The sequence below is a fragment of the Corynebacterium bovis DSM 20582 = CIP 54.80 genome (genome assembly GCF_030408615.1).
GTDB lineage: Bacteria > Actinomycetota > Actinomycetes > Mycobacteriales > Mycobacteriaceae > Corynebacterium > Corynebacterium bovis.
This window is the reverse complement of the sequence record NZ_CP047187.1, coordinates 2,003,790-2,021,505: the sequence shown is the minus strand read 5'-3', so window position 1 is coordinate 2,021,505 and position 17,716 is coordinate 2,003,790. Positions and strand designations below refer to the sequence as shown.

Annotated in this window: 18 protein-coding genes and 1 tRNA gene; 11 read left to right on the top strand and 8 right to left on the bottom strand. The window is 72.5% G+C overall.

From position 1 onward, the window contains the following. The first annotated feature begins 16 nt into the window (after positions 1-16). The 5 genes from CBOVI_RS08220 to CBOVI_RS08200 all read left to right on the top strand — a co-directional run bounded on the left by CBOVI_RS08220 (position 17) and on the right by CBOVI_RS08200 (position 3,995). Positions 17-883: an aldo/keto reductase gene (locus tag CBOVI_RS08220; RefSeq protein WP_010269558.1), complete on the top strand. Its 867-nt coding sequence runs from the start codon at positions 17-19 to the stop codon at positions 881-883. After that, entirely contained in the window at positions 880-1,449 is a 570-nt protein-coding gene (locus CBOVI_RS08215) for an SRPBCC family protein (protein ID WP_010269561.1), read from the top strand. Before CBOVI_RS08220 ends, CBOVI_RS08215 begins: the two co-directional genes overlap by 4 nt. A 228-nt stretch (positions 1,450-1,677) precedes the next feature. Further along, a complete protein-coding gene (locus tag CBOVI_RS08210; protein ID WP_010269564.1) occupies positions 1,678-2,811 on the top strand; it encodes a CE1758 family FMN-dependent luciferase-like monooxygenase in 1,134 nt (377 codons plus the stop codon). A 66-nt stretch (positions 2,812-2,877) separates the two neighbouring features. Beyond that, positions 2,878-3,546 carry an FMN reductase gene (locus tag CBOVI_RS08205; RefSeq protein WP_010269567.1) on the top strand — a complete coding sequence of 223 codons (669 nt, stop codon included), beginning with the start codon at positions 2,878-2,880 and terminating at the stop codon, positions 3,544-3,546. 245 nt (positions 3,547-3,791) lie between these two features. Further along, positions 3,792-3,995: a cold-shock protein gene (locus CBOVI_RS08200; protein WP_010269570.1), complete on the top strand. Its 204-nt coding sequence runs from the start codon at positions 3,792-3,794 to the stop codon at positions 3,993-3,995. An 86-nt stretch (positions 3,996-4,081) separates the two neighbouring features. Here the strand turns inward: CBOVI_RS08200 and CBOVI_RS08195 are convergent, their stop codons facing one another. Next, entirely contained in the window at positions 4,082-5,218 is a 1,137-nt protein-coding gene (locus CBOVI_RS08195) for a Gfo/Idh/MocA family protein (RefSeq protein ID WP_010269573.1), read from the bottom strand. Positions 5,219-5,574: 356 nt separating this feature from the next. Between CBOVI_RS08195 and CBOVI_RS08190 the strand changes: the two genes are divergently transcribed. Continuing rightward, positions 5,575-5,778 (top strand): cold-shock protein, encoded by a 204-nt coding sequence (locus tag CBOVI_RS08190; RefSeq protein ID WP_010269570.1) that lies wholly within the window; start codon positions 5,575-5,577, stop codon positions 5,776-5,778. 89 nt (positions 5,779-5,867) lie between these two features. Here CBOVI_RS08190 and CBOVI_RS08185 read toward each other — a convergent pair whose 3' ends face one another. Continuing rightward, entirely contained in the window at positions 5,868-7,166 is a 1,299-nt protein-coding gene (locus CBOVI_RS08185; RefSeq protein ID WP_010269578.1) for a hypothetical protein, read from the bottom strand. A gap of 575 nt (positions 7,167-7,741) precedes the next feature. Further along, positions 7,742-8,074, bottom strand: a complete 333-nt coding sequence (locus CBOVI_RS08180) for a helix-turn-helix domain-containing protein (RefSeq protein ID WP_232625936.1) — start codon at positions 8,072-8,074, stop codon at positions 7,742-7,744. Positions 8,075-8,352: 278 nt separating this feature from the next. On the opposite strand from CBOVI_RS08180, the gene CBOVI_RS08175 reads away from it, so the two are divergent. The 5 genes from CBOVI_RS08175 (at position 8,353) to CBOVI_RS08155 (ending at position 13,464) form a co-directional block, all read left to right on the top strand. Continuing rightward, the gene (locus CBOVI_RS08175) at positions 8,353-8,778 is read left to right on the top strand and encodes a hypothetical protein (RefSeq protein WP_125185815.1); all 426 of its coding nucleotides are present in this window, start codon (positions 8,353-8,355) and stop codon (positions 8,776-8,778) included. Between the two features lie 112 nt (positions 8,779-8,890). Continuing rightward, positions 8,891-10,057: a hypothetical protein gene (locus CBOVI_RS08170; RefSeq protein ID WP_125185814.1), complete on the top strand. Its 1,167-nt coding sequence runs from the start codon at positions 8,891-8,893 to the stop codon at positions 10,055-10,057. 76 nt (positions 10,058-10,133) lie between these two features. Then, positions 10,134-11,810 carry a hypothetical protein gene (locus CBOVI_RS08165; RefSeq protein ID WP_125185813.1) on the top strand — a complete coding sequence of 559 codons (1,677 nt, stop codon included), beginning with the start codon at positions 10,134-10,136 and terminating at the stop codon, positions 11,808-11,810. After that, complete coding sequence (locus CBOVI_RS08160; RefSeq protein WP_125196893.1) at positions 11,807-13,204, top strand: glycosyltransferase 87 family protein; 1,398 nt, start codon at positions 11,807-11,809, stop codon at positions 13,202-13,204. Before CBOVI_RS08165 ends, CBOVI_RS08160 begins: the two co-directional genes overlap by 4 nt. Beyond that, complete coding sequence (locus CBOVI_RS08155; protein WP_010265824.1) at positions 13,201-13,464, top strand: hypothetical protein; 264 nt, start codon at positions 13,201-13,203, stop codon at positions 13,462-13,464. The genes CBOVI_RS08160 and CBOVI_RS08155 overlap by 4 nt, the downstream gene beginning before the upstream one ends. Positions 13,465-13,498: 34 nt before the next feature. On the opposite strand, the gene CBOVI_RS08150 is transcribed toward CBOVI_RS08155, so the two are convergent. The 5 genes from CBOVI_RS08150 to CBOVI_RS08130 form a co-directional block, all read right to left on the bottom strand. Then, complete coding sequence (locus CBOVI_RS08150; RefSeq protein ID WP_010265826.1) at positions 13,499-13,945, bottom strand: hypothetical protein; 447 nt, start codon at positions 13,943-13,945, stop codon at positions 13,499-13,501. 176 nt (positions 13,946-14,121) lie between these two features. Then, positions 14,122-14,194, bottom strand: a tRNA-Arg gene (locus CBOVI_RS08145). A gap of 87 nt (positions 14,195-14,281) precedes the next feature. Continuing rightward, positions 14,282-15,442: a cation:proton antiporter gene (locus CBOVI_RS08140; RefSeq protein WP_050798192.1), complete on the bottom strand. Its 1,161-nt coding sequence runs from the start codon at positions 15,440-15,442 to the stop codon at positions 14,282-14,284. 178 nt (positions 15,443-15,620) lie between these two features. Then, positions 15,621-17,243 (bottom strand): monocarboxylic acid transporter, encoded by a 1,623-nt coding sequence (locus CBOVI_RS08135; RefSeq protein ID WP_010265830.1) that lies wholly within the window; start codon positions 17,241-17,243, stop codon positions 15,621-15,623. A gap of 49 nt (positions 17,244-17,292) precedes the next feature. Beyond that, entirely contained in the window at positions 17,293-17,655 is a 363-nt protein-coding gene (locus tag CBOVI_RS08130) for a DUF485 domain-containing protein (protein WP_010265832.1), read from the bottom strand. Positions 17,656-17,716: the final 61 nt, after the last annotated feature.

Sequence of the window (17,716 nt, the reverse complement as noted above, 5' to 3'; positions counted from 1 at the left end):
TGGGTTTAATGGACGTATGGACTCCATCAGCGACACCATCACGCTCAACGACGGAACACCGGTACCGGTGCTCGGACTCGGGGTCTGGCAGCTCGACGACGACGCCACCTACGCCTCGACCCGCGCCGCCGTCGAGGCCGGCTACCGCCACATCGACACCGCCGCGGTGTACGGCAACGAGGCCGCCGTCGGCCGCGCGGTCGCCGACGCCGTCGCCGCCGGGGACGTCCGGCGCGAGGACCTCTTCATCACGACGAAGCTGTGGAACGCGGACCAGGGGCTCGACGAGGGCTGCGCGGCCTTCCAGGCGTCCCTCGACCGCCTCGGCCTGGAGTACGTCGACCTCTACCTGCTCCACTGGCCGTGCCCGGCCTACGACCGGTACATCGACGCCTACCGGGCGCTGACGACCCTCCAGGGCCTCGGCCGCGTGCAGTCGATCGGCGTGTGCAACTTCTACCCCGAGGTCCTCGACGACCTCGAGCAGACGCTCGGCCAGGTGCCGGCGGTCAACCAGATCGAGCTCCACCCCGGGTTCTCCCAGGCGGAGCAGCGGGCGGACAACGCCCGGCGGGGGATCGCCACGGAGGCGTGGTCGCCCCTCGGCAAGGGCGCGGTGCTCGACGACCCCGTCATCGGGGAGATCGCCCGGGAGCACGGGGTCACGCCCGCCCAGGCGGTCATCCGCTGGCACCTGCAGCTCGGCAACATCGTCATCCCCCGGTCGAGCCGGCCCGAGCGGGTGCGGGAGAACGCCGACGTCTTCGGCTTCACCCTCACCGACGACGAGATGGACCGCATCACCGCGCTCGACCGGGAGGACGGCCGGGTCGGGCCCGACCCCCGCGAGATGAACGCCGGGACGCCGGTGGGTGACGCATGAGCGGGGTCACAGGCGCACCGGGTCACGACGGCCACCCCGACAGCGGGTTCGCGCCCGAACGGTTCCGGGCGGAGGAGTCGGTGGACATCGACGCCCGGCCGGAGACCGTGTTCGACATCGTCACCGACGTGCGGCGGACCCCGGAGTGGAGCCCGGTGGTCGCGGAGGCGTCCCTCCGGGAGGGCACGGCCGGGGACGACGGGCGCCCCACCGTCGGCTCCGTCATCGTCGGCGTCAACCGCAAGGGTGACCGCACGTGGACGACCGAGTCCCGCGTCGACGTCGTCGAGCGGCCGTCGCGGTTCGTGTGGACCGTCGCCGGGGGCGTGGTCACGTGGGGCTACCGGATCGACGCGACGGACAGCGGGTGCAGCCTCACGGAGACGTGGCACGTCAACGACGAGGGCTTCGCGTTCTTCCGTGACCGGTACGGTGACGACGCGGCGGCCCAGCTGGAGTCGCGCCGGGACGACGCCCTGTCCGGCATCCCGGCGACCCTCGACCGCATCCGCCGGATCGCGGAGGCGGTGGGGGCCGACGCCGAGCCCGGGGACGACGGGGCGTGAGCGCGGGGGCGGGCGTCGCGGGGGCGCGGCGTCGTACCCCCGACCGTGCCGCCCCGTGCCCGGGTGGGTGCATCTGACCTGCGGTGACGGTGACCGGGAACAAAACCGCCGGCAATGTAGTTGACATGTCACGTACAGCGGCGCACACTGGCGCCGGACGTGAGACAGTGCGTGGCCGACCGCCGGAGGGACCGGCGGACCGGCCACCGACCGTGGAAGGCGGCAGACATGCAATTCGGACTCTTCTCCATCGGCGACGTCACCCGTGACCCCGTCAACGGGACCGTCCCCACCGAGCACGAGCGGATCATGAACACGGTGGCCATCGCGAAGAAGGCGGACGAGGTGGGGCTCGACGTCTTCGCGACCGGCCAGCACCACAACCCGCCGTTCGCCGCCCCCGCGAACCCGCCGGTGCTCCTCGCCCACCTCGCCGCCGTCACCGAGACCCTCAGCTTCTCCACGGCGACGACCCTCATCACGACGACCGACCCCGTGCGCATCGCCGAGGACTACGCCTACGCCCAGCACCTCGCCGAGGGCCGCCTCGACCTCATGCTCGGCCGCGGCAACACCGGGCCCGTCTACCCCTGGTTCGGCAAGGACATCCGCAAGGGCATCCCGCTCGCCGTCGAGAACTACCACCTCCTCCGCCGGCTGTGGCGCGAGACGAACGTCAACTGGAAGGGCGAGTTCCGCACCCCGCTGCAGAACTTCACCTCGACGCCGCGCCCCCTCGACGACACGCCCCCGTTCGTGTGGCACGGCTCCATCCGCTCCCCGGAGATCGCCGAGCAGGCCGCGTACTACGGTGACGGCTTCTTCCACAACCACATCTTCTGGAACATCGAGCACACCGCCCAGATGGTGAACCTCTACCGCCAGCGCTTCGAGCACTACGGGCACGGCTCCGCCGACCAGGCGATCGTCGGCCTCGGCGGGCAGGTCTTCATGGACGAGACCGAGGCGAAGGCGAAGAAGTTCTTCCGCCCCTACTTCGACAACGCGCCGGTCTACGGCCACGGCCCCACGATGGAGGAGTTCACCGAGCTCACGCCGCTCACCGTCGGCACCCCGGAGCAGGTCATCGAGCGCTACCTGGGCTACGCCGACGCCGTCGGCGACTACCAGCGCCAGCTGTTCATCCTCGACCACGCGGGCCTGCCGCTCGACGTCGTCCTCGAGCAGATCGAGATCCTCGGCACCGAGGTCGTGCCCGTCCTCCGCAAGGAGTTCGAGGCCCGGCGGCCCGCGCACGTCCCGTCCGACCCGCCGACCCACGCCTCCCTCGTCGCCGAGGGGCCGGACTCCCCGTTCCACGAGGTCGAGCCCGCCCGCGGGCGCGTCACCGACGCCAACTGACCGGCCGCCCGGCACCCGCCGGGCCGGCCCGACCACCCCACCACCGTCCAGGAGGTACCACCTGTCATGAGCACGCTCGTCGTCCTCAACGCCGGGCTGTCCAGCCCGTCCAGCACCCGGATGCTCGCCGAGCGGATCGCCGGGGCCGTCGAGGCCCAGGTGTCCAAGCGGGGGGAGGGGCTGGAGACGCGGATCCTCGACCTCCGCGACTACGCCAGCGACCTCGCCACCGTCATGGCCACCGGCATCCCCACCGCCGCCCTCACCGAGGCCCAGGAGCTCGTCTCCGGCGCGGACGCGCTCATCGCCGCGTCCCCGGTGTTCACCGCCAGCTACAGCGGGCTGTTCAAGATGTTCATGGACGCGCTCGGGACCGACTCCCTCAACGGCATGCCCGTCGTCATCGCCGCGACGGCCGGCACGCCCCGGCACTCCCTCGTGCTCGACTTCGCCATGCGGCCGCTGTTCACGTACCTCCGCGCGGCGGTCATGCCGACCGGGGTGTTCGCGGCGACGGAGGACTTCGGGGCGGAGACCGACCTCGACCGGCGGGTGCAGCGCGCCGCGGCCGAGCTCGCGCGGGAGATCGTGCGGACCGACGGCGAGATCGTCGGGTTCGGCCCCGACCTCGGCGGCGACGCCGACGCCGGGGCGGCGCCGGCGCGGGACGCCGGCACGCGCGTGACCGGCGACGTCACGTCCTTCGCCGACCTCCTGCGCGGCCACGAGGGCTGACCCCGCGGGGGTGGTTGGTGCCGGTGTGGTTTCAGCCCCGGTGGGTCGGTGGTGTTGTGGTGCGGGTGTGTGGGGCGTAGCGTTCTCGGTGGTTGCAGTTTCTGAGTTGTTTTCCCTTCCGCCGCGGCGGGAGGAATGAAGTTCGCGGAAGTTGTTGTCACGATGCGAACGAGTTCCTCTGAGCTTTTCGGTCGGTCCGGGTGTCGGCGTCCGTCGTCCCCGTTTTCCAGGAAAGGGAAATACACATGATTAATGGCACTGTGAAGTGGTTCAACTCCGAGAAGGGCTTCGGCTTCATCGCTCCCGATGACGGTGGGTCTGATGTGTTCGTGCACTACTCGGAGATCCAGGGTGGCGGTTTCCGTAACCTTGAGGAGAACCAGAAGGTGACGTACGACGTCGAGCAGGGTGCCAAGGGGCCGGCGGCTGTGTCCGTCAATGTCGCCTAGGGCGTAGCCCTTCTGTTCCACCGGACCCCCGGTTCCTTCCGCGTTGCGCGGTCGGGCCGGGGGTCCGGTGTGTCCGGGGTGGGGGGTCAGGACTCCTCGGGGACGATCCCGACGAGGTCACCGGGGGCGGGGGCCGGGGTCGCGGGGATCCCGACGACCTGGTCGCGGCTCACGCGGCGGCTGCGGTGGGCCGGGGCGAGGGTCTGCACCGACCCGGACTCCAGGCTCGCCGCGACGGCCTCGCACACCCGGATGTCCAGCAGCCCCTCCTCGCCGTCGGGCTCCGGGCGCAGACCCTCGCGGACACAACGGACGAAGTACCGGGTCTCCCCGGCGAACTGGTCCACCGCCGGGTACGTGCGCCGGCGGGGGCCGTCGCCCGTGTCGACGGTGTACGCCAGCTCCGCGCCCCACATGAACGCCGCCGTCGAGGTCACGGACCCCTGCGACCCGGTGAGGGTGAAGGTCTCGACGGAGGCCGTCGCGTAACTCGCCGTGAACTGGGCCGAGCGGCCGCCGGGGAAGCCCAGCGTCACCGCCACCGTCGGGGTGACGCCGAGGCCCGTCCCGGCGTGGTGGACGCCGTGGGCCTGCACCGTGACCGGCTCCTCGCCGAAGACGGTCCGCACCGTGTTCAGCGGGTAGATCCCCAGGTCCGGCAGCGGCCCGCCCCAGAAGCCCGTGTGGCTCCGGTGGTTGTCCGGGTTGACCGTGTGGCCGAAGGTCGCGGTGAACGTGCGGAGGTCGCCGAGGGAACCGCTGCGGGCGAGGTCGGCCAGGTCCACGAGGAACGCGTCCTGGTGCATCCGGTAGCCCACCATGAGCGTGGTGCCCGACCGCTCCGCGGCGTCGATGATCGCCTGACAGTCCTCCACGGACGGGGCCATCGGCTTCTCCAGCAGCACCGGGACGCCGGCGTCGAGGGCCTCCACCGCGTAGCGACGGTGATGGGTGACAGGGGTCGCGACGTACACGGCGTCGACATCCCCCGAGGCCAGGAGCTCACCGTAGGCCTCGTAGGGGTGGGCGGGGACGCCGTAACGCTCGCCCTTGGCCGGGTCGGAGGTGACGAGGGCGGCGAGCTCCGCCTCCGGGAGGTGCGCGAGGCCGGGGATGAACGCCTGCTGGGCGATCTGCCCCGCGCCGACGACGGCGAAACGGACTGGCGGACGGCCGGTGGTGGTCGGGGACGTGGTGGGTGAGGGTGTGGTGTCGTGGCTCATGTCACCCGAGGGTAGGGGCGGGTCCGGCTCCGGTGCTGCTACCGGGCGGTGCGCTGCGGCGGGGCCGGGAGGCGCGGGCCGGGACGACGTCCCGCGTGGTCACGGGGCCGTGGGTGCGGGGGTGGTTGGCGTCGGTGTGGTTTCAGCCCCGGTGGGTCGGTGGTGTTGTGGTGCGGGTGTGTGGGGCGTAGCGTTCTCGGTGGTTGCAGTTTCTGAGTTGTTTTCCCTTCCGCCGCGGCGGGAGGAATGAAGTTCGCGGAAGTTGTTGTCACGATGCGAACGAGTTCCTCTGAGCTTTTCGGTCGGTCCGGGTGTCGGCGTCCGTCGTCCCCGTTTTCCAGGAAAGGGAAATACACATGATTAATGGCACTGTGAAGTGGTTCAACTCCGAGAAGGGCTTCGGCTTCATCGCTCCCGATGACGGTGGGTCTGATGTGTTCGTGCACTACTCGGAGATCCAGGGTGGCGGTTTCCGTAACCTTGAGGAGAACCAGAAGGTGACGTACGACGTCGAGCAGGGTGCCAAGGGGCCGGCGGCTGTGTCCGTCAATGTCGCCTAGGGCGTAGCCCTTCTGTTCCACCGGACCCCCGGTTCCTTCCGCGTTGCGCGGTCGGGCCGGGGGTCCGGTGTGTCCGGGGGTGTCACCGGTCAGTGGTTCAGCCGCCAGCCGGACTTTCCCTGCGTGTTCTCGTCGCTGACGAAGGCGGGGTCGGTGTCGACCTCGTCCGCCTGCCGGAGGCTTGTGAAGGACACGGTGTACCCCGTCACCTCGGAGGGTTCCCCGTCGGAGAGCGGCGTGGGCGGGTCGGTGTAGAACCACGTGAGGTCGATGACGCGGCACTGCGACGCGGTGACGGCGTCTCCGCCTGACCTCGAATTGTTCAGGCTGAACGAATCGTCGGCGGCGTTGGACGAGTAGTACGAACCGTTCTTGTAGATCGCGGGGCCGGTCCATCCCGGCGGGAAGTGCTTGTCCTTCATCCCCGTTGCCGCGGCCCGGTTCCTGGTGTCGGATTCCCCGTCCATCGGGAGGGCGAGTCTGCCGTCGATCACGGCCTCGATCTCCGCGGGTTCGCGGGAGAGGTAGACCGCCACCCATTCGGCGGGCGTGTCGTACCCGGAGTCCTCCGGCGCGGAGAGGCCGCGGAAGGTGACGTCGACGCAGGCCAGTGAGCTGTACTTTCTCGGCTGGGAGTCGGGGTGGTCCTTCGGGGCGTCGGGGTCGCCGGGCTGGAAGGCGTCGACGATGCGCAGGTTGTCCACGGACACCGTGTACCGGCCCCCGCCGGTCCGCGCCGTCCTGCCGTCCGGGTAGGTGTACTTCTTCCCGGTGGTCACCGTGACCTCGTCGCCGGCGTTCAGGTAGTCCTGCCGCGCGAACACGTCGCTGCGTGCCTCCCGGATGAGGTCGTTGACCGTCCGCGGTCCCGACGCCGTGGTGTCCCCGTCGGAGGATGTCACCGCGACGGCGGCGAGGACCACGACGATGACGACGGCGGCGAGCACCGCCCCGCCGGTGAGGGTGCGCGGCGTCGGGGGGAGCGCCCACCACCGGCGGAGGAGCCCGCGGGCCCGGGCGTCCACCGCCCGGGCGGCGGTGAGGGTGTGGGCGCCTGCGGTCCGGGCGAACGTCCGCGCGTGGGTCGCGGCGGCCCCGCGGAGCGGGGGGTGCGACGGGGAGCTGTCCGCGGGGGACGACGGCTGCGAAGCGAGGTCGCGGAGACTGTCGAGCGTGATGTCGGCGACCGACGGGCTGGCGAGGGCGGCGTCGTACCGGCGGCGTCGGCCCGGGTCGCCGAGGATCCGGAGCCCGAGGGTGAGCTCCTCGACGGCGACGGCGTCGTCCTGCGGCGTCGCGGCGAGGCGGGAGGTGAGGGTCCCGGCGATCTCCTCGCAGCTCGCCGCCGGGTCGACGGAGAGCTCCCGGTAGAGGTCGAGGTGGGCCATGACGGCGGTGTCCTTTCGCGGTCTCCGGTCTGGGGCGGTCCGCGGGGAGGGCGGCCCGGTGGGGTCGGTGGCCGCGGAACGGGTGACAGTATAGTCACCTTCGCGGCACCGCGAAATCAGGTTTTGTGTCGCGTGTGGAGCGGGATGTCCGGCCGGTCGCCGCGGGGGAGGGGTGGTTCGTGCAGGTCAGGGAGGTAGGTGGGGCGCTGTGCCGGATGCGTCCGTGGGTGTGTCGCGGCCCCCGTCGGACCCCTCGGCGACCCTGCCGCCGCCCCCTCCGACGTGCCCCGACGCCCCTCATGTCCCCCGATTTTTGTGAGGTTGGTCACATTCCGGGAAAAGATTATGGCGGTTAATCCCGTAGCCCTGCGGGCTGTATGAATACTACCGGGATTACTCTTACCATACGTGTCAAGCGGGCGCTGCACTGTGCGTGTCCCGGGGGTTATGCTCAGCCGCGTCAGGTGACAAACGCCAGTTCAGGGGAGGTTTCCGTGCGGAACGGTGAATGCGTCCGGCGTGTCGCGGGACCGGGTGACGGTCGCGGCGCCCCGGCTCGGCCGGTGCCCGCCGGGTCACTCCGGGGCGGACTCCGGTGTGGTGTCCGTCGCGGCCTCCGGCGGGGTCGCGGGGAGCGGCGGCAGGGCTGTCTCCGCCTGGCGGAGGATCTCGCCGGGGTGGACACCGAGGGCGTCGGCGAACCGGCCGAACAGGTCGAGGGTGAGGCTCGACGCCCCGGTCTCGACGCGGATGACCCCGCGTTTGCTGACGCCCGCCTTTGCCGCCAGCTCCTTCTGGGTCAGCCCCCGTGACCGACGGAGGTGGGCGACCGTCGCGCCGAGCGCGGCACGGCGTCGTTCCTGACGTTCCAGCTGTGCGGCGGTGAGGTGGTCGGGTGACTGCGGCATGACCCCCATTGTGCCTGACTGTTCCGCCTGTGCCGGACGGGCCGGGGATCCCGCCCGGTGACCCCGCCGTATCCCCGTCGGACACCCCACATCCATAAGGTGACGGAAACGTCACTTATGCTGTGTACTGGCAGGGCCACCACAGGGATGCGCCGCTGTCCGCGCACCGCCGCCACCCGCCGGTGACCACGACCCCGAGGAGACAGGACCGATGACCACAGACCACACCCGGGGCGTCCCGCAGGGGCCGCCCCGACCGGACACGGACGGTGGCCGTCATGCGTGAGGACAGCCTCTACGGGCTGCTCGGGCTCGACCCGGACGAGGACCCGGCGGTGCTCGTGCACCGGATCGAGCGGCGGATGGACGCCGCGCAGCCCGGGGACACGGCGCGGGTCGACGACCTGCTGCTCGCCCGGGAACTGCTCGGGGACCCGCTGCGCAAGGCGGAGTACGACCGGCGGCTCGCCACCCTCCCGCGGGACACCCGCCGCCGGTGGCCACGCCGGTGGTCACGCCGCACACCCGGCGTCGTCCGGCGACGACCGTGGGCCCTCCGGCGGACGGGTCAGGTCGCGGCGGGACCGCTCGCCGCCACCGTCGTCCTCACCGCTGTCGCCCTCGCCGTCGCCGTCACCGCCGCCACCGGCCGCGGGCCGTGGCCCCTGCGCCACCGCCGGCGCGCCCGCCCCCACGCCCGCTGACACGCCCCAACCACAACCACGACCGACAACCACGACCACAACCACGACCACAACCACGACCACAACCACGACCACACCCACGCCCCTCCGGGGGCGGGGAAGGAAGGACCACATGTCCCACCACCCGCACCGTCAGCACCCGTCGACCCGCCGGGGACGACGCGGCCGCGCGCTCGCCGGGGCCGCCGCGGTGGCCGTCGTCACCCTGGGCCTGGGGGCCTGCGGCCGGGACGACGGAGCCACGGCCCGCACCCCCGCGCCCGCCACCGGGTCCGCGACCACCGCGGCCACCCCCACCTCCCCGGCGCAGGCCCCCGCGGCGACCCCGTCCGACGCCCCCGCCACCGGGGACGACGCCGACGACGGCCGCGGCCGGGCCTACGGGCAGGTGCTGGACACCCTCCGGCGCGACCAGTTCGACACCTCGAAGACGAACTCCCTCACCGGGGAGTACGAGTACGCCCTCGCGGACGCCGACGAGGACGGGAAACCGGAGCTCGTCGTCCGGCAGCTCGCCCGCGCCAACAACGTGACCGAGGAGTCGCCGGTGAAGGTCTTCGGGTACGACGCCCGGCGTCGGACGGCCCTCGAGGCGCGGAGGACGGTCTACGACGGGGCCGCGTCGGTCGGGTTCATGCGCTACGCCGTCACCGGCACCCGCGACGGCAGCGGCCTCGTCTACTCGAAGTGGAACGGCGGTGACGGCCAGACCACGTCCGTCGTCGTGCGCTTCACCGGCACCGACCTCGAGGACACTCCCGGCCGGGTGTGGGACTACCGCATCGACCGGTCGCCGGCGGACCTCGAGGCCCTGAAGGTGCCGCTGCAGTGGACGCCGTCCGGGGACCGCGGGCCGCTCACCGGATCCGGCGGCCCGACGCCGGGCGAGCAGGCCGAGCAGGCCGCGCCCCCGGCGGGTCAGGCCGCGCCCCCGGCGGCCGGCACGGCGTCGGCCGACGGGCGCTCCAAGGCGGACTTCCCCTACTACACGGTCGGGCAGACCGGGACCGCGCCGGCCTCGTCACCGAACAGGACCTCGCCCGAGTTCGGGCGCGCGGTCTACGACGCCTTCATCGACGCGTGGACCCGCACCGGCGACGACGAACCGGTGCTGTCCGTGACCTCCCCCGTCACCGGGACCGCGTACACGATGACCTGCTCGTACACCGGTTCCGGCGGCCTCTCCGTGCTCTGCTCGGGGGGACAGGACGCGAAGGTCTACATCTACAGGCCGATCCCGGACTCCGTCACCAAGCCGAACCACCTGCAGCAGGGCTAGCGGCCGCCGTCGACACCCCGACCACCGACACCCACCCACTCACCCACCCACCCACGAGAGAGAGATGAGACACATCATGACCACGCACCCCGCCGTCCGACGGCAGATCCTGGCGTGCATCACCACCGCATCCGTCCTCGCCGTCGCCGCGTGCTCCGCCGGCGGCCCGGCCCCCGAGGGCCCGAACGGGACCACCGGCGCGGCGGCCGACGGGCCCGACCGCGCGGGAGGCGGCTCCGGCGCCTCACCGACGACGACGGGCGCCTCCCCGGCGACCGGCCCCGCGCACCGGACGCTCCGCGTCGTCGACGCGATGACCGTGCCGGGCGCGGGCCGGATCCGCGGGCTGGAGGCCGCCGACGACGGCTCGCTCGTCGCCAACCTCGCCGCGGACCTCACCCGGCCCCAGTCCACCTCGCAGCTCGTGCGGGTCTCCGTGGGCGGGGGCGCACCGACGGTCACACCCCTGACGGACCCCAACCCGGTCGGCGCGGACACCGTCCTCGAGCAGGCCCGGGCGACGGTGCGGATGACCGTCGTGCGCGGGTACAACTGGCTGCCGACCGAGCAGGCACTGCGGGAGGACCTGGCCGACCTCGGCTGGGGCGTCACGCAGACCCTCGGGGCGCCCGCGGGGGACGGGGGCGCGCCGCGCACCGCCGCCCTCGTCAGCACGCAGGCCGGGTACTGGAGGGGGCAGGCCCTCCCCGGCGCGAAGACGCAGCAGATCAGCAGTTCTCCGAGCGATAAGGAGGCCCGGGTGGGGGTCTGCGCCGTCCCGGGCGAGCCGGGCAGGAGCGACGTCACCGCGAGCGGGAAGGACGTCACCCCCAAGGAGATCCTGGGGACCGGGTCGGTGGCGATGTCCTCGCCCCGTGACTCGACGATCCGGTTCGCCCGCCCCGGGCTCGACGAGGACGTCTCCATGAAAGACCTCGGGTCGGTCGCGGTCACCGTCCCCGTCGACGGTCGCTCCGTGACCGTGGCGGACGACATCACGCCCGCCGTGGAGAAGGACCTGCCGGTGCAGGACGAGTTGTACAAGGACGACCGGGGGGTGCTGCGCCCGGACTACCGGGAGATCCTCGCGCGGGCCCGGTCGGCCTCCGTCGCCGGGCTCACGGAACTCGACTGCCTCAACGACCGCCAGCGGCAGGCGTGGGAACAGGCGGGGGCGTACCCGGAGCCGGTCGTCGTGAACGAGCGCATGCACCCGGGTGTGGACAGCCTCGGACGGCCCCAGCCGGACACCCGGTGGAACAAGGCGACATGTTGGGAAGGCTCGGACCGCAAGATCGTGAGGTTCGACGACACCTCCCACGACGACACCTCCGGCAGCCGCAGAGATGACCCCGACCGGCTCGGCACGGGGACCTGGGGGGCGGCCACGGGCGCCTGCCTGGAGTCGACCTCCCCGACCGGGGGCGACGGGGAGCACGAGATCCTGCCCACGGACGCCGTGCCCGTCGTCGCCGTGGTCAACCGGCAGCTGGCCCGCGAGGACATGGACGCGTCGATCGCCCACGGAAAGGCCGGACAGCAGCTCTTCGCCGAGTTCGACGGCGACCGGGTCGACGCCGTGGTCACGGACACCGTCCGCGGGATCGTGCGGACCACGCTCGGCCTCGACGGGCCGGGGATCACCCCGGAGACCCAGGTCTCGGCCATCGCGGTGGACCCGCGTGACCCGAAGACCGTGTGGGTCACCGTGGAGGGGTCCGACACGGTCTACCGGACGGAGCTGCAGGGGTGAGGGAGGCCCCCGCCACCCTGACCGCCACGCGCGGTGCCGGGCGGGCGGCCGGGCCCGCCCCGGCCGCGGGGACGGCGCGTGCGCCCCGGCGCGCGGCAGCGGTCGTCGCCGTCGTCGCCGTCGGCCTCGTCCTGCTCGTCCGCGGCACCCTCGGCGCCCTGACCTTCGCGCACACCACGGACCTGCTCGACCTCGGCGTCTTCACCGACGCCGGGGCCGCCCTGGCGCGGGGACGGGACATCTACGGTGCCGGGTTCCCGTCACGGACCGGCTACAGGTTCATCTACCCGCCGTTCGCGGCCGGGCTGTTCGTCGCGCTCACGTGGCTGCCGCAGGACCTCTGCGAGACCGCGTGGACCGCGGCGACCGTCGTCGCCGTGTGGGGCATCGTCGTCATGGGGCTCGGGGCGCTCGTGCCCCGGTGGCGCACCGGGCCGGGACGCCACCGGCTGTGGCTCGCCGGCGCCGGACTCACCGGCTACGCGCTGCTCCTCGAACCCGTGCAGATGACCCTGCTCTACGGCCAGATCAACGTGTTCCTGTTCCTGCTCGTCACCGCGGACGTGCTCGGGTACGTCCCGGCGCGGCTCCGGGGGACGGCCGTGGGCGTGGCGGCCGGGGTGAAGATCACACCCGCCGCGTACGCGCTGTACTTCCTGGCGACCCGGCAGTGGGGGAACCTCCTGCGGTCGCTCGCCGGGTTCCTCGGGACGGTCGTCGTCGGGTTCCTTCTCCGCCCCGCGGACTCGGTGTACTTCTGGACCACCGAGGCCTTCGACACCGGCCGGGCGGGAACGTTCTGGGCCCCGCCGAACCTCGCCCTCACCGGGGTGCTCACGCGCGCCGGGGTCGACCCGGCGGCGGTCAGGGACATCATGGTCCCGGGGCTCGCGCTGTTCGCCGTCCTCGCGTTCGTCGCCGTCCGGGCCCTCACGGACCGCGGGGGCGCGGCGCGCGGCGGGTCCGTGACCGCGCTGACGGTGCTGCTCCTGGCGGTGAGCCTGTCCGCGCCGGTCGCGGTGACCCACCACTGGGCGGGGGTCGTCATCGTCGTGCCGCTGGTGTTCACCCTCGGCCACCGGGTGCTCGCCGGGACCGTCGGGCGGTCGCAGGTCGCCCTCCTCGTGGCGGGCCTGGCCCTGTACGTCGTCAACGTGTCGCCCGGCACCCTGACCTCCGCGACCTACCAGGTGCCCCTCAACCACCGCTACCTGGTCTTTCCCCCGTCCGGGCCGTGGGGGGCCGGCGAGCTCGGCGTCGGGCGGCTCCTCGTCGGCGGTTCCCAGTCGCTCGTCGCCGTCGTCGTCTTCGTCGCCGTCGTCGTGGTCGCGCTCAGCCGTGGGCGGCAGCACCGGGCCGTCCGCGGCCCCGGGGAGGCGGTGGTGCGGCGGTGACCGGCGGCGACCCGGGCGCGTGGACCCTCACCGACGACTTCTGCATCGCGTACTACGGGCTCTACCTCGCGATCAGGGGCTACGAGGCGGGTGAGGAGGCGGGCGTCGCACCCGACCGGCGGGCCGAACTCAGGGAGACCCTCGTCGCGTGGATGGCGGCGACCGGGGACCTCGACCGGCGGTACCCGGCGTTCTCGCGGTGGGCCCACGAGGTCTCGGAGAACGCCGACCCGGGGGCGGACCCCGACCCGCCCGGGTGACACGGCGACCGCCCGGGCGGCGGGGGCGGCGGGGTCAGCGGGGGATGAGGTTCCAGACCAGCGGGGGGATGCTGTCGCGGACCGGCGCGGGGAGGGCGTTCCGCAGCCCGTCGCGGCGGAGCTGGGCGGGGATGAACCCGGTGAGTGCCGCCGGGTCCTCCCAGTCCGGGTAGATGTCGGCGCCGAGGATGGGGGAGTGGTACAGGGAGGTCCACTGGCCGTCCGGCCGCTGCTGCCACGTCACCGTGGTGTGGTCGGCGCCGTTGCGCACGCGCAGGCGGGTCACGGGGTAGGGGGAGATGACCCGCGTGGTGGAGGCGGCCGGGTCCTCCTCGGTCCAGACGTAGCTGGCGTGGGGCTCCAGGCCGTCCGCCGGGGTGGTGGGGATGGTCACGGCCGAGGCGGCCGGGGCGGCGAGGCCGGCGGTCGTGATGACCGCGAGCGCTACGGCGGTGGCCCGGCGGGTGAGGGGGTGTCGCATGAGGTGCCTTCCTGTCGGCGGATGGTGGTGAATCGTCCGGTGTGGCTATCGCTGACAGTGAGGAGGCGTTACAGATCGCCCCGTGCCCGGCCCGGGGAGGGGCCAGGGGAGGGGGTCGACGCACGGCACCCCCGCGGACCGGCGTCGACACCGGTCACAGGCGGGGGTGCGGGGAGTGCCCCAGAGAGGAATCGAACCTCCGACACCGGCTTTAGGAGAGCCGTGCTCTATCCACTGAGCTACTGGGGCGGGCGCGGGGTCGTCGGCCACGCGGCGTCCTGAATTCTACAGGGCGGCCGCGCCGGGCAGAAACACAGGTGCCACCGCCCCCACCGGTCACAGGCGGCGTGCGCCCCGCGGCTGCAGGGTCGCGGCGAGCAACGGGAAGAGGAGCACCGTCATGGCCCCGCCGGCGACGAGGAGGGAGGCGTCGTCGGCCCCGAGGAACCCCGCGCGGACGGCGACGTCGGTGACCGCGACGATGATCGGCAACCCCGTCGCCACGTACAGGCCGAGCTGGACCTGCGGCCGCCACCCCGTGAGCCCCGACCCCGTGGCGCAGAACCGCTCCCGCAGGATCACCGGCACCCCGCGCGTGCAGAAGATCAGCGGCACGAGGACCACGAGGAACCACGGGCGGTGCACGACCACGCCGGTGTCGATGTCCATCCCCGAGGCGACGAAGAAGACGGGGATGAGCAGGCCGTACCCGACGACGTCGAGCCGCCCCTCGAGCGCCGTGCGGTACTCGGCGGGGATGAGCTGCCCCAGGATCATGCCCGTCGCGAACGCGCCGAGCACGACGTCGAGGTCGAGGACCGCGGCGACGGCCATGAGCACCCCGAGCATGAGGATCACCGCGCGGACGACGGTCTGGTCCGTCGACCCCGCGCCGTCGGCCATCGCCCGCGTCGCCCACGGGGCGAGGAACCGCACCGTCCGCGGCACGAACGCGACCGTCACGGCGACGGCGAAGAACGCCAGCAGCACCGCCGCGGACAGCCACGTCGCCCGCGCGGAGAGCAGCAGGGCCATCGCGATGATCGGGGCGACCTCGCCCACCGCCCCGTGGACCATGACGCTCTCCCCGAGGGTCGTGCCGGTGAGCCCCTGCTGGCGGAGGATCGGCATGAGCGTCCCGAGGGCGGTCGACGTCACGGCGATGGCGAGGACGACCGCCGTCGACGACCCCGACACCCCGGTGAGGGAGAAGACCGCGAGGAACCCGAGGAAACTGAGGACCGCGCAGATCAGCCACGTCGCCAGGGCGTGCCGTCCCTCCGCGCCGCGGAGGGACTCCGGGCGGATCTCGTACCCGGCGAGGAGGAACAGCATCCCCAGGCCGAGTTCCTTCACCATCCCCACCGACGGCTCCTGGTCCGCGAGGCCGGTGCCGAACGGCCCGATGAGCGCCCCGAGGGCCAGCAGGAACACGACCGAGGGGATGCGCTTGCCCGTGACGAAGCTGAGGATCGGCGCGGCGAGCGCCGCGGCCATGATCCACGCGAAGGACACGAGGGCGTGGTTCTCGTCCCCCGTCGCCGCGGCGAGGAGGGCCGGTCCCCCGTCGGCCACCAGGAATGACACGTCTGTGCCGCAAGCAGTCATGGTGTCAATCTACAGCCGGGGCCGGGGCGGGGGCCGACGCCGGGGCCGGGCCGGGGCCGGGCGGGGCTCAGTGCGCGACCGGGGCCTCCACGCCGACGCCGGTGACGGACCGGACCTCCATCTCGGTCCGCTTGTCGTCGAGGTTGTCCCGGGGTCCGACGAACGTCCCCACGACCGCCGCGAGGAAGCCCAGGGGGATCGTGACGAGCCCGGGGTTCGTCAACGGGAACCAGGCGAAGTCCACCGACGGCAGGATCGACGTCGGCGACCCGGACACGGCGGGGGAGAACACGATGAGCACGAGCGCGGACACCAGCCCCACCGTCATCGACGCCACGGCCCCCGTCGTGGTGAACCGGCGCCAGAACAGGGAGAACAGGATCGTCGGGAGGTTTGCCGACGCCGCGATACAGAAGGCGAGCGACACGAGGAAGGCGACGTTCTGGTGCATCGCCGCGATGCCCAGCGCGGTCGCGGCCACCCCGATGACCACCACCGTGATGCGGGAGACGCGCACCTGCTCCTCCTCGCTGGCCTTGCCGTGGCGCAGCACGGCGTCGTACACGTCATGGGCGACCGACGCGGACGCCGCGATCGCGAGCCCGGCGACGACCGCGAGGACCGTGGCGAAGGCCACCGCGGAGATGAGGGCCATGAAGATCGGTCCGGCGAGCTCCAGCGCGAGCAGCGGCGCGGCGGCGTTCGCCCCACCCGGGGCGGCCTTGATCCGGTCCGGGCCGACGAACGCGGCCGCCGCGTACCCCAGGATGAGGGTCAGCAGGTAGAACCCGCCGATGAGGACGATCGCCCAGGTCACCGACTTGCGGGCCTCCCGGGCGGTGGGGACGGTGTAGAAGCGCATGAGGACGTGCGGCAGGCCCGCGACACCGAGCGTCAGGGAGATGCCGAGGGAGATGAAGTCCAGCTTCGTGGCGGTCGTCGCACCGTACTTCACACCGGGGCTGAGGATCGCCTCGTTCCCGCCGTGCTTCTCGACCGCGAGCTGGAGCAGCTCGGAGACGTTGCCGCGGACCATCGCGAGGATGATGACGGTCATGATGATGACGCCGCTGCACAGCAGGATCGCCTTGATCATCTGCACGTACGTCGTCCCCTTCATGCCCCCGATGAGGACGTAGGCGGTCATCATCACGCCCACCACGCCGATGACCACGGCCTGGGCCGCCGAGCCGTGGATGTCGAGCAGCACCGAGACCAGCGCCCCGGCGCCCGCCATCTGCGCGATGAGGTAGAACAGCGACACGAACAGGGTGGCCAGGGCGGCGGCGATGCGCACCGGGCGCTGGCGGAGGCGGAAGGACAGGACGTCGGCCATCGTGAACCGCCCCGTGTTGCGCAGCGGTTCGGCGACGAGCAGGAGGGCCAGCAGCCACGCGACGAAGAAGCCGACGGCGTAGAGGAAGCCGTCGTACCCCGTGAGCGCGACCCCGCCGACGATGCCGAGGAAGGACGCGGCCGAGAGGTAGTCACCGGCGATGGCCAGGCCGTTCTGGCGGCCCGAGAACCGGGCGCCGCCGGTGTAGAAGTCCGCGGCCTTCGAGGTCGTGCGGCCGACGCGGAAGACGACGAAGAGGGTCACCGCGATGAAGGCGATGAACACGGTGATGTTGAGGACCGGGTTGCCCGACGAGGACTGGGCGAGGGTCACGGTCTCCGGGAGCGGGGACATGGGTACTCCTTGGGGTGGTGCGGGGTGGGACGGGGGCGGGGAGCCGGGGTCAGGACTCCGCCGCGGCGCGGGCCTCGGCCTCCAGCCGTTCGCGGATCGCGCGGGTGCGCGGCTCGATCTCCCGGTCCGCGTAGCGCACGTAGATCCACGTCACCGCGAAGGTGAGCACGAACTGGAGGACGCCCATGACGATCGCGACGTTGATCCGTCCCAGCACCGGGGTGGAGTAGAACCCGGGGGCGAACATCGCGAGGGTGACGTAGACGATGAACCACAGCACCCCGGCCACGGTCGCGGGGAAGGTGAAGGACCGGATCCGGCGGCGGAGCTCGATGAACTCCGCACTGTCCCGGGTCCGCCGGAACTGCTCGGGGGTCGGGGCCGGGGCGGTGCCCGGGGGTGCGGTGCTCATCGGAGGCCTCCCGTGGGGTCGTGACGGATGCGGCCGGGGCCGGCCGCGTTGGGCTAGAACG

What these genes read in the sequence shown, in the direction of transcription:
- CBOVI_RS08205 (WP_010269567.1), top strand. Translation starts at nt 2,878, where the DNA reads ATGAGCACGCTCGTCGTCCTCAACGCCGGGCTGTCCAGCCCGTCCAGC.
- CBOVI_RS08210 (WP_010269564.1), top strand. Translation starts at nt 1,678, where the DNA reads ATGCAATTCGGACTCTTCTCCATCGGCGACGTCACCCGTGACCCCGTC.
- CBOVI_RS08175 (WP_125185815.1), top strand. Translation starts at nt 8,353, where the DNA reads ATGCGTGAGGACAGCCTCTACGGGCTGCTCGGGCTCGACCCGGACGAG.
- CBOVI_RS08130 (WP_010265832.1), bottom strand. Translation starts at nt 17,655, where the DNA reads ATGAGCACCGCACCCCCGGGCACCGCCCCGGCCCCGACCCCCGAGCAG.
- CBOVI_RS08165 (WP_125185813.1), top strand. Translation starts at nt 10,134, where the DNA reads ATGACCACGCACCCCGCCGTCCGACGGCAGATCCTGGCGTGCATCACC.
- CBOVI_RS08200 (WP_010269570.1), top strand. Translation starts at nt 3,792, where the DNA reads ATGATTAATGGCACTGTGAAGTGGTTCAACTCCGAGAAGGGCTTCGGC.
- CBOVI_RS08185 (WP_010269578.1), bottom strand. Translation starts at nt 7,166, where the DNA reads ATGGCCCACCTCGACCTCTACCGGGAGCTCTCCGTCGACCCGGCGGCG.
- CBOVI_RS08135 (WP_010265830.1), bottom strand. Translation starts at nt 17,243, where the DNA reads ATGTCCCCGCTCCCGGAGACCGTGACCCTCGCCCAGTCCTCGTCGGGC.
- CBOVI_RS08180 (WP_232625936.1), bottom strand. Translation starts at nt 8,074, where the DNA reads ATGCCGCAGTCACCCGACCACCTCACCGCCGCACAGCTGGAACGTCAG.
- CBOVI_RS08170 (WP_125185814.1), top strand. Translation starts at nt 8,891, where the DNA reads ATGTCCCACCACCCGCACCGTCAGCACCCGTCGACCCGCCGGGGACGA.
- CBOVI_RS08195 (WP_010269573.1), bottom strand. Translation starts at nt 5,218, where the DNA reads ATGAGCCACGACACCACACCCTCACCCACCACGTCCCCGACCACCACC.
- CBOVI_RS08220 (WP_010269558.1), top strand. Translation starts at nt 17, where the DNA reads ATGGACTCCATCAGCGACACCATCACGCTCAACGACGGAACACCGGTA.
- CBOVI_RS08215 (WP_010269561.1), top strand. Translation starts at nt 880, where the DNA reads ATGAGCGGGGTCACAGGCGCACCGGGTCACGACGGCCACCCCGACAGC.
- CBOVI_RS08150 (WP_010265826.1), bottom strand. Translation starts at nt 13,945, where the DNA reads ATGCGACACCCCCTCACCCGCCGGGCCACCGCCGTAGCGCTCGCGGTC.
- CBOVI_RS08190 (WP_010269570.1), top strand. Translation starts at nt 5,575, where the DNA reads ATGATTAATGGCACTGTGAAGTGGTTCAACTCCGAGAAGGGCTTCGGC.
- CBOVI_RS08140 (WP_050798192.1), bottom strand. Translation starts at nt 15,442, where the DNA reads ATGGCCGCGGCGCTCGCCGCGCCGATCCTCAGCTTCGTCACGGGCAAG.